Source organism: Candidatus Polarisedimenticolia bacterium (assembly GCA_035764505.1).
Lineage (GTDB): Bacteria > Acidobacteriota > Polarisedimenticolia > Gp22-AA2 > AA152 > AA152.
This window is the reverse complement of the sequence record DASTZC010000265.1, coordinates 1-2,929: the sequence shown is the minus strand read 5'-3', so window position 1 is coordinate 2,929 and position 2,929 is coordinate 1. Positions and strand designations below refer to the sequence as shown.

Annotated in this window: 5 protein-coding genes; all 5 read left to right on the top strand. The window is 67.0% G+C overall.

Annotation, left to right across the window (positions count from 1 at the left end; genetic code table 11):
• Window positions 1-241 (top strand): hypothetical protein (locus VFW45_17135; protein ID HEU5182514.1); only part of this gene is annotated, 241 nt, incomplete at its 5' end.
• 12 nt (window positions 242-253) lie between these two features.
• Window positions 254-1,126 (top strand): F0F1 ATP synthase subunit A, encoded by an 873-nt coding sequence (gene atpB, locus VFW45_17130; GenBank protein ID HEU5182513.1) that lies wholly within the window; start codon window positions 254-256, stop codon window positions 1,124-1,126.
• 47 nt (window positions 1,127-1,173) lie between these two features.
• The gene (locus tag VFW45_17125; protein ID HEU5182512.1) at window positions 1,174-1,407 is read left to right on the top strand and encodes an ATP synthase F0 subunit C; all 234 of its coding nucleotides are present in this window, start codon (window positions 1,174-1,176) and stop codon (window positions 1,405-1,407) included.
• 12 nt (window positions 1,408-1,419) lie between these two features.
• The gene (gene atpF / locus VFW45_17120; protein HEU5182511.1) at window positions 1,420-1,929 is read left to right on the top strand and encodes a F0F1 ATP synthase subunit B; all 510 of its coding nucleotides are present in this window, start codon (window positions 1,420-1,422) and stop codon (window positions 1,927-1,929) included.
• 102 nt (window positions 1,930-2,031) lie between these two features.
• On the top strand, window positions 2,032-2,929 hold an 898-nt coding region (aroB, locus tag VFW45_17115; GenBank protein ID HEU5182510.1), incomplete at its 3' end, for a 3-dehydroquinate synthase.

Here is a 2,929-nt window from a genome sequence, read left to right as displayed (position 1 = left end):
CGTCGTGCTGGCGGTCTGGGCCCACGACAAGCCGCAGCGGGTCTTCCTGACGGCGCTGCTCGGAGGGTTCCTGGGCCGGCTGATTCTTTTCGGCGGCGGCATCGCGCTGCTGGCGACGGCGACCGAATTCCCGGTGGCCGCTTTCATGGCGGGGCTGTTCGGCTATTACGTGCTGTTCCAGATTCTGGAGATCCGGGCGCTGCGACGGCTGTCCGCCGCGCGTCCAGCGGGACTTCCTTAGGAGCGCGATCGCATGATGTCCCCCTGGCTCAGGTTCCTCGCGGAAGAGCCCGCCGCGTCGCACGCCGCTTCGACGGCCGAGGCGGCGGGGCACGAGGCGCCGGGCAAATTCGACGCCGGTCACATGATCCTGGAGCACATCCTCGACTCGCACGAGCTGGAATTGCCGTTCCTGGGCCACGTCCACCTGCCTGAAATCCACCTGTTCGGCCTCGACATCTCGATCACGCGGCACGTGGTTATGATGTGGGTCGCCTCGCTCCTCGTGATCACAGTGGGATTCCTGGCGGCGCGCAGCATCCGCCACGCCAAGGGGCGGATCGGTCACCTGGTGGAGATGGCGGTGCTCTTCGTGCGCGACGAGATCGCCATCCCCAACATCGGGCACGAGGGGGCGCGCTACGTGCCTTATTTGTTGAGCACTTTTTGCTTCATCCTGTTCTGCAACCTGCTGGGCCTGGTCCCCTTCGGCGCCACGGCCACCGGTAACATCAGCGTCACGGCGGGCCTGGCGATCATGGCCTTCCTGATGATCCAGTTCTCGGGCGTCCGGCAGTACGGCCTGGTCGGGCATTTCCGTCATTTGGTTCCTCACGGTGTGCCGGCCTGGCTCATCCCGATCATGGTGCCGGTCGAGATCATCGGCATGATCGCCAAGCCCTTCTCCCTGTGCATCCGGCTCTTCGCCAACATGATGGGGGGGCACATCGTCATCCTGTCGCTGCTCGGTCTGATCTTCATCATGGGTGCCTGGTTCGTGGTCCCCATCTCGGTCGGCTTCGCGCTGTTCATCAACCTGCTGGAGCTGCTGGTGGCATTCATTCAGGCCTACATCTTCACCATGCTGACCTCGCTGTTCATCGGGATGTCGGTTCATCCCCACTAGTCTCCCGGGAAGGAATCCCGGGAGCCCTTCAAGGAGAGAGAATGGAAATGGGTCCTAATGCATTGGGTCACCTGGCGGCGGGCATCGGAGCGGGGCTGACGGTCATGGGCGGCGCCGCCGGCATCGGCAAGCTGGCCGCCTCCGCCATGGACGGCACCGCCCGCCAGCCGCAGTCCGCCAACGACATCCGGACTTCGATGATCATCGCGGCGGCCCTGATCGAGGGGGCGACGTTCTTCGGCCTGGCGGTGTGCATTCTGCTCGTCCTCCTCAAGGCGTAAGGCGGGGGGCGAATGGGACAGTCTCTCGTACAACCGAATCCCGGGCTGATCATCTGGACGATCGTCACCTTCGTCCTGCTGGCGTTCGTCCTCAAGAAGCTCGCCTGGAAGCCGATTCTCGATCGGATCGAGACGCGGGACCGGACGATCCGCGAAGCGCTGGAGGAGTCGAAGCGGGCGCGCGAAGCGGCCGACGAAGCTCTGGCGAAGAACAAGGAGATGCTGGCGCAGGCGCGCGCCGAGGCGGCGCGCATCGTCGAGACGGGGCAGAAGGAGGCCGAGAAGGTCCGCTCGGAGATCCTCGAGAAAACCAAGGGGGAGGCGAACGCGGTCCTGGAGCAGGGACGCAAGCAGATCGAGTTCGAGACGCGTCAGGCGGTCGCCCAGCTCAAGGGGACGGTGGTCGACGTGGCGCTGCAGGCGGCCGGCAAGCTGATTCAATCCTCCCTCGACGACGCGCAGCACCGCCGCCTGGTCGAGCGCTACCTGGAGGAGCTTCCCCCGCCGACCAAGAGCCACTGAAGCGGGACGGCTGACGCCTGGAACACGGCCGGGCCGGGCGCGTCACCGCGCAGGCCCGTCCATCCGGCATGGGCCGGCCCGTCAGCCCGGCAAGAAGGACCGATGCCAGCCCGCCCTTCCAACATCCTGATCCGGGTTCCCCCTGCACGGAGCTCGGATCTGCGCTATCCGTTGCGGGTCGGGCCGGGACTCCTTTCCCGGCTTCCCCCGGAGCTTTCCCGTCTCCTTCCCGCCCACCGATACTTCCTCATTACCGATCGGCACGTCGCCCGGCTCCATGGCCGGCGGCTGCTCGGGGCCCTGCGCCGGCATGGGTTGGGCGTCAGGCTCCTTGTGGTTCCGTCCGGGGAGCGCGCCAAGACCCGCGAGACGAAATCGCGCCTCGAGGACCGGATGATTGCGGCGGGAGGAGGGCGCGACACGGCCATCCTAGCCCTCGGGGGCGGCATGATCACCGACCTGGCCGGCTTCACCGCCGCCACCTACCTGCGGGGCGTTCCCTATCTTTCGATTCCGACGACCTTGCTGGCGATGGTGGATGCGGCGATCGGGGGAAAGACGGCCGTCGATCATCCGGCGGGGAAGAATCTGATCGGCGCCTTCCACCACCCGCGCGCCGTCCTCGCCGATGTCTCAACACTCGCGACCCTTTCGGAGCGCGACTTCCGGTCGGGCCTGGCGGAAGTGGTGAAGAGCGCGGTGGTGGGCGACGCAGCCCTGTTCCAGCGGCTCGAGCGCTCGCGCGCCGCGGTCCTGTCGCGGCACCCCTCGGCCCTGACCGATCTCGTCATCGCCTGCGGCCGCGTCAAATCGGGCGTCGTGCGCGCCGACGAGAAGGAATCCGGGAAGCGGGCAATCCTCAATTTCGGCCATACGGTCGGCCACGCTCTGGAACGCCTCTCGCGATACCGCCTCACCCACGGCGAGGCGATCGCCATCGGCATGTGCGTCGAAGCGCGGGCCGCCGAGGCCGCCGGGATCCTGCGCACCGGAGAGGCGG

What these genes read in the sequence shown, in the direction of transcription:
- atpB (HEU5182513.1), top strand. Translation starts at nt 254, where the DNA reads ATGATGTCCCCCTGGCTCAGGTTCCTCGCGGAAGAGCCCGCCGCGTCG.
- VFW45_17125 (HEU5182512.1), top strand. Translation starts at nt 1,174, where the DNA reads ATGGGTCCTAATGCATTGGGTCACCTGGCGGCGGGCATCGGAGCGGGG.
- atpF (HEU5182511.1), top strand. Translation starts at nt 1,420, where the DNA reads ATGGGACAGTCTCTCGTACAACCGAATCCCGGGCTGATCATCTGGACG.